Here is a 5,046-nt window from a genome sequence, read left to right on the forward strand (position 1 = left end):
GCCGAGGCGGTTGGCGCCGTGCACCGACACGCAGGCCGCTTCGCCGACGGCCATCAGGCCCGGGATGATGGTGTCGGTCTGGCCGTCATGGCTGGTGACCACTTCGCCGTAGAAGTTGGTCGGGATGCCGCCCATGTTGTAGTGGACGGTCGGCAGAACCGGAATCGGCTCCTTGGTGACGTCGACATTGGCGAAGATCTTCGCCGTCTCGGAAATGCCCGGCAGACGCTTGTGCAGCACGTCCGGACCAAGGTGTTCGAGATGCAGATGGATGTGATCCGATTCCGCACCGACGCCGCGGCCTTCGCGGATTTCGATGGTCATCGACCGCGAGACCACGTCACGCGAAGCGAGATCCTTGCGGTTCGGCGCGTAACGCTCCATGAAGCGCTCGCCCTTCGAGTTGGTCAGGTAACCACCCTCGCCGCGCGCGCCTTCGGTGATCAGACAGCCCGAGCCGTAGATGCCGGTCGGGTGGAACTGCACGAACTCCATGTCCTGCAGCGGAATGCCGGCGCGCTGCGCCATGGCATTGCCGTCGCCGGTGCAGGTGTGCGCCGAGGTCGCCGAGAAATAGGCGCGGCCGTAGCCGCCGGTGGCGAGGATGACCTGCTTGGCGCGGAAGCGATGCAGGCTGCCGGTGGCCAGATCCCAGGCCAGCACGCCGTGCACCGAGCCATCGGCATCGGTCAGCAGATCAAGGGCGAAGTATTCGATGAAGAACTCGGCCTTGTTCTTGAGGCTCTGCTGGTACAGCGAGTGCAGCATCGCGTGGCCGGTACGGTCGGCGGCGGCGCAGGTGCGCTGCGCGGTGCCTTCGCCGTAATTGGTGGTCATGCCGCCGAACGGACGCTGGTAGATCTTGCCTTCCGGAGTGCGCGAGAACGGCACGCCCCAGTGTTCGAGTTCGATGATCGCCGGGATCGCTTCGCGGCACATGTACTGGATCGCATCCTGGTCGCCGAGCCAGTCGGAGCCCTTGATGGTGTCGTACATGTGCCAGCGCCAGTCGTCCTCGCCCATATTGGCGAGTGCAGCGGAGATGCCGCCCTGGGCAGCGACGGTGTGCGAACGGGTCGGGAACACCTTGGTCAGGTTGGCGGTACGCAGGCCGGCCTGGGACAGGCCGACGGTGGCACGCAAGCCAGCGCCGCCGGCGCCGACAACGACGACGTCGTATTCGTGATGAACGATGGGATAGCTTGTATTGGAAGTCATTTGTATCAGGCTCCGAAGGCGATCTTGAGCACGGCGAAGATGGCCGCCGCGCCGAATGCGAACAGCGCGAGCTTGGTCACCACGATGCTGACCAGCTTCACGCCTTCATTGCCGACGTAATCCTCGATCACCACCTGAACACCGAGGGCCGCGTGATAGAACATCGCGAGGAAGAACAGCACCAGTGCCACGGCGACCAGCGGCGCGTGGATCCAGGCCACCATCGTCGCGTGGTCGAGCAGCGGAAAACGGACCAGGCTGAACACGAACCACAGCGACAGCGGGATCAGGGCGATGGCGGTCATCCGCTGCATCCACCAGTGGCCGACACCGTCCTTGGCCGAACCCAGGCCACGGGCCTGAGACAACGGGGATCTAAGACTCATAGCACTCTCCAAATAAAGAAATTTTCATTGAGCAGCCCCGGCGATGAATGGCCGGGTATTGAACAGGATGTTCATGCTCGGTCATGACCGGGAAGATCCGACTCTCAGAGATACGCGGCAACCCAGATCACGGCGGTCAACACCACCGATGCGCCAACCACGGCGTAGCCGCTGGCGTAGGCCGATTTCAGCGCGAAGCCGCGGCCGGTGTCCCAGAACAAATGGCGAATGCCGTTGCACAGGTGATAGACCAGCGCCCAGGTGTAGGCGATCAGCAACAGCTTGCCGATGATGCTGTTGGCGGCCCAGGCGAACTGAGCGTAGGCCTCCGGGCTGGTCGCAGCGGCCGTGACCCAGGCAGCGATGAAGATCGTGCCGAAGGCCAGCGCGAGGCCGGTCAGACGATGGGTGATCGACAACATCGAGGTCAGCTGCGGCTTGTAATACGGGCCGATCATGAACGGCGACAGCGGGCGATTGGACGACGCGGGCTTCACGGACATGGCATCAAGGTTCCTGAGGGGGATTGGCGTGCGGACGCTCGTATCGACGGTCCGCGGCTAGAAGTCGATGCAACGACCACCCTTTTCCCAATCACCGAAGCGCGTCGGATCGGTGCCGTCGCGGCGCCCTCCGATTTCGGGAACCACGGCCGGGGGAACGCTAGTCGCGCCCTGCGGCGTGGCAGATGCCGATCCCGATACGCTGGACACGTCCTGCGGTACTTCGACCGACGCGTCGTCGGTCACGGCAGGGGCAGCGGGTGGGATAGAGGAGGTCACGATCAATGAGGTCTGCTTAACCTCGCTAGTGTGACAAAATTCAGGCATTGATGGCAACGAAATGTGTCACTTGAACGCTCTAATGCCCCATGAGACGCCGCCTGTCGCCGCTCCCCTACCCCCGGGTTTGCCCTCGGGGCTGCCCGCCGGTTTCGACTGGCTAACCCTGTTCGGCGCCAGTATCGGCAGCGATGATCTGCCCGATTTCGGCGATCGCCATGCCGAAGCGGCGGCCGCACTCGACGCCGACGTGATCGCCCCGCTCGCCGATCGCGGCACCATCCGAGTCCGCGGCGCCGATCGCGACGCCTTCCTGCAGGGCCAGCTGAGCAGCGATATCCGCGAACTGACGCCGAGCCGTGGCCAGCTCGCCAGCTACTCGACGCCGAAAGGCCGGGTGCTGGCGATCTTCGTCTCGCTGCGCCATGGCGACGACATCTGGCTGGAAACCAGCCGCAGCGTGCTGGCCGAAACCCTGAAGCGCCTGCGCATGTTCGTGATGCGCTCGAAAGTGACGCTCGACGACGCCGGTGCCGAAGCGATCTCGATCGGCGTCGCCGGCCCGAATGCCGACCATGTGCTCGAAGCCGCCGGCCTGCTGGTGCCGAGCGTGCTGTGCCTGTGCGCGGAGGTCGACGGCATCGTCATCATGCGTCGGCGCGGGCCGCAGAACCGCTATTCACTGCACGGCCCGGCGGAACGGCTGGCGGCGCTGTGGCCGAAGCTGGCAGCCCATGCGCGGCCGGTCGGCACCGAGGCCTGGCGGCTGACCGACATCCTCGCCGGCTTCCCGGCGCTGCACCCGGAAACCCGCGAGCAGCATGTCGCCCAGATGATGAACATCGATCAGCTCGACGGCATCAGCTTCACCAAGGGCTGCTATCCGGGCCAGGAAATCGTTGCCCGTCTGCACTATCTCGGCAATCTCAAGCGGCGGATGTTCATCGGCCGCAGCTCGGCCGCCACGATCGCCCGTGGTGCGCCGGTGGTAATCGCCGGCAGCGAAGGCCAGAGCGTCGGCGATGTTCTCGATACCGCTCTCCATCCGGACGGCGGCCAGGCCCTGCTGGTGGTGCTGCAGACCAGCCAGCAGGATTCGACTGCCCTGCGCATCGGCAGCGCCGACGGCCCGGAACTCGCGCTGCTGCGCTGATTGCGGAACTCGCTGAACTGAAAAAGCCGGGGCTTCATCACGAAGCCCCGGCTTTTTTGTTGACCGCTTGCGCTCGGCAGAGACTCAGAACGCGCTGAACGTGAACTGCGCGAAGAACAGGTTCGAAGTGCCGCCGCGGCCGGCGTTCTCGGCGAAGGTTCCGGACTTGAAATAGGCGTACAGCAACTCGGTCTGGAAGTAGCGCGACGGCGTCCAGACCAGGCGGGTATCGGCCTCGTGGCCAACGTAGGTGCCGCTCTGGCCGGTCGGGTCACGGAGGCCGGCGTTATTCCAGCGATCGGTCGCGGAGTTCAGCGAATACCAGCTGAAACCGGCATCCCACTGCAGGGTCTTCGACGGGGTCAGCTCGAAGTGAATCTTGGTCGCTTCGATGTTCTCGAACTGGAAGTAGTCATCCTGCGAGAACGGCCGGGCGAAGCCGAACAGACGATCGAAGCGGCCGCTCTGCTGATCGTTGGGGTTGTCGTCGCCGGAGCCGAAGTTCCAGGTGGCGCTGAGGCGCGGCTTCCAGGGCTGCGCGAAGGTGTAGCCGAGTTCGCCGGTATAGCCGAGCGCATCGTGCTTGCGCGGGCCATCGTTGCCGACCTGCTTGTTGTACGAGAAGTCGTAGTCGAAGCCGGTCTTGCCGACGATGCCGTAGCCGCGCAGGCCGATGGTGTGGATCTCGCGCTCGATGCCGGTGGAAATCTTGTTGCCATCCTGCTTCAGCACCAGGTACAGCGGCTGCAAGGTGATGTACTGGGAAATGCCGCGGTAGTCGCCGATCAGGCCGAGCAGGGTGTTGGCCTTGTCGCGCTTGTCGAAGCCGTTGTCATCGCGAAGGATCGGCTGCAGCAACAGCGCATCGAGCTGCCATTCATCCGACTGCTTGCCGAGGATCGCGCGGATGCCGTCGAAATTGTTGGTGGTGTTGCGGAACTCGTTGCGGGCCAGCAGGCGGCGATCGGTGTACTCGAAGGCCTGGCGGCCGAATTTGAGGCTCAGCTGCTTGTCGGCGACCCAGGACTGCTTGAAGAACAGCTCGCCGTAGAGCTGGATCGGTTCCTGGAAATTGGAATCGCGGACATCGCGCGGGAAGTCACTGTTGAAGCGGCGGGCGTCGCTGATCTCGACCGTGAAGCGGAACGGATCGAACTTGTTCTTGACCGCCAGATACGCGCGCGTGCGCAGCAGGAACGGCTGATCGACGGTGAACATGGTGGCGTTCGAAAAGCCGCGTCGAGCGCGCATTTCGTCAGCCGCACGTGCACGTGCACCCTTTTCGTTCATCTTCAGCGTCGCTTGCTGCTTGGCTTCCGCAATCACTGCCGGCCGACCATCCGCGCCGATCGTGGAAAGCCCCGGGAGCCATTCGAGGCTCTGGACGCTTTTGAGATCGACCTTCGGAAACGTCGCGTAGGTGTGGTACGCCGGAGTGCGCTGATCCGGATCGAGCAGAATGTCGACCATCTGCAGGAGATCCAGCACATCAGTCGGCGCACGCAGC

6 protein-coding genes are annotated in these 5,046 nt (G+C 64.1%); 1 reads left to right on the top strand and 5 read right to left on the bottom strand.

Features of this window, described 5'->3' with window-relative positions:
- The 4 genes from sdhA to QZY06_RS13155 form a co-directional block, all read right to left on the bottom strand.
- Positions 1 to 1,218, bottom strand: a 1,218-nt coding sequence (gene sdhA, locus QZY06_RS13140; RefSeq protein WP_295685137.1) for a succinate dehydrogenase flavoprotein subunit, incomplete at its 3' end; no start/stop codon positions are given.
- Positions 1,219 to 1,223: 5 nt separating this feature from the next.
- A complete protein-coding gene (gene sdhD, locus QZY06_RS13145) occupies positions 1,224 to 1,604 on the bottom strand; it encodes a succinate dehydrogenase, hydrophobic membrane anchor protein (RefSeq protein ID WP_295685140.1) in 381 nt (126 codons plus the stop codon).
- A 104-nt stretch (positions 1,605 to 1,708) separates the two neighbouring features.
- Positions 1,709 to 2,107: a succinate dehydrogenase, cytochrome b556 subunit gene (gene sdhC, locus QZY06_RS13150; protein ID WP_295685144.1), complete on the bottom strand. Its 399-nt coding sequence runs from the start codon at positions 2,105 to 2,107 to the stop codon at positions 1,709 to 1,711.
- Positions 2,108 to 2,164: 57 nt separating this feature from the next.
- Positions 2,165 to 2,353 (bottom strand): DUF1674 domain-containing protein, encoded by a 189-nt coding sequence (locus tag QZY06_RS13155; protein WP_295685146.1) that lies wholly within the window; start codon positions 2,351 to 2,353, stop codon positions 2,165 to 2,167.
- A 115-nt stretch (positions 2,354 to 2,468) separates the two neighbouring features.
- Here QZY06_RS13155 and QZY06_RS13160 point away from each other — a divergent pair, with 115 nt between their 5' ends.
- Positions 2,469 to 3,539 carry a hypothetical protein gene (locus QZY06_RS13160; RefSeq protein WP_295685149.1) on the top strand — a complete coding sequence of 357 codons (1,071 nt, stop codon included), beginning with the start codon at positions 2,469 to 2,471 and terminating at the stop codon, positions 3,537 to 3,539.
- 84 nt (positions 3,540 to 3,623) lie between these two features.
- Here the strand turns inward: QZY06_RS13160 and QZY06_RS13165 are convergent.
- On the bottom strand, positions 3,624 to 5,046 hold a 1,423-nt coding region (locus QZY06_RS13165; RefSeq protein WP_295685152.1), incomplete at its 5' end, for an alginate export family protein.

It is taken from the genome of uncultured Nevskia sp., assembly GCF_903885465.1.
Lineage (GTDB): Bacteria > Pseudomonadota > Gammaproteobacteria > Nevskiales > Nevskiaceae > Nevskia.

Coding starts and splice junctions, on each gene's coding strand:
- sdhD (WP_295685140.1), bottom strand. CDS start 1,604: ATGAGTCTTAGATCCCCGTTGTCTCAGGCCCGTGGCCTGGGTTCGGCC.
- sdhC (WP_295685144.1), bottom strand. CDS start 2,107: ATGTCCGTGAAGCCCGCGTCGTCCAATCGCCCGCTGTCGCCGTTCATG.
- QZY06_RS13160 (WP_295685149.1), top strand. CDS start 2,469: ATGCCCCATGAGACGCCGCCTGTCGCCGCTCCCCTACCCCCGGGTTTG.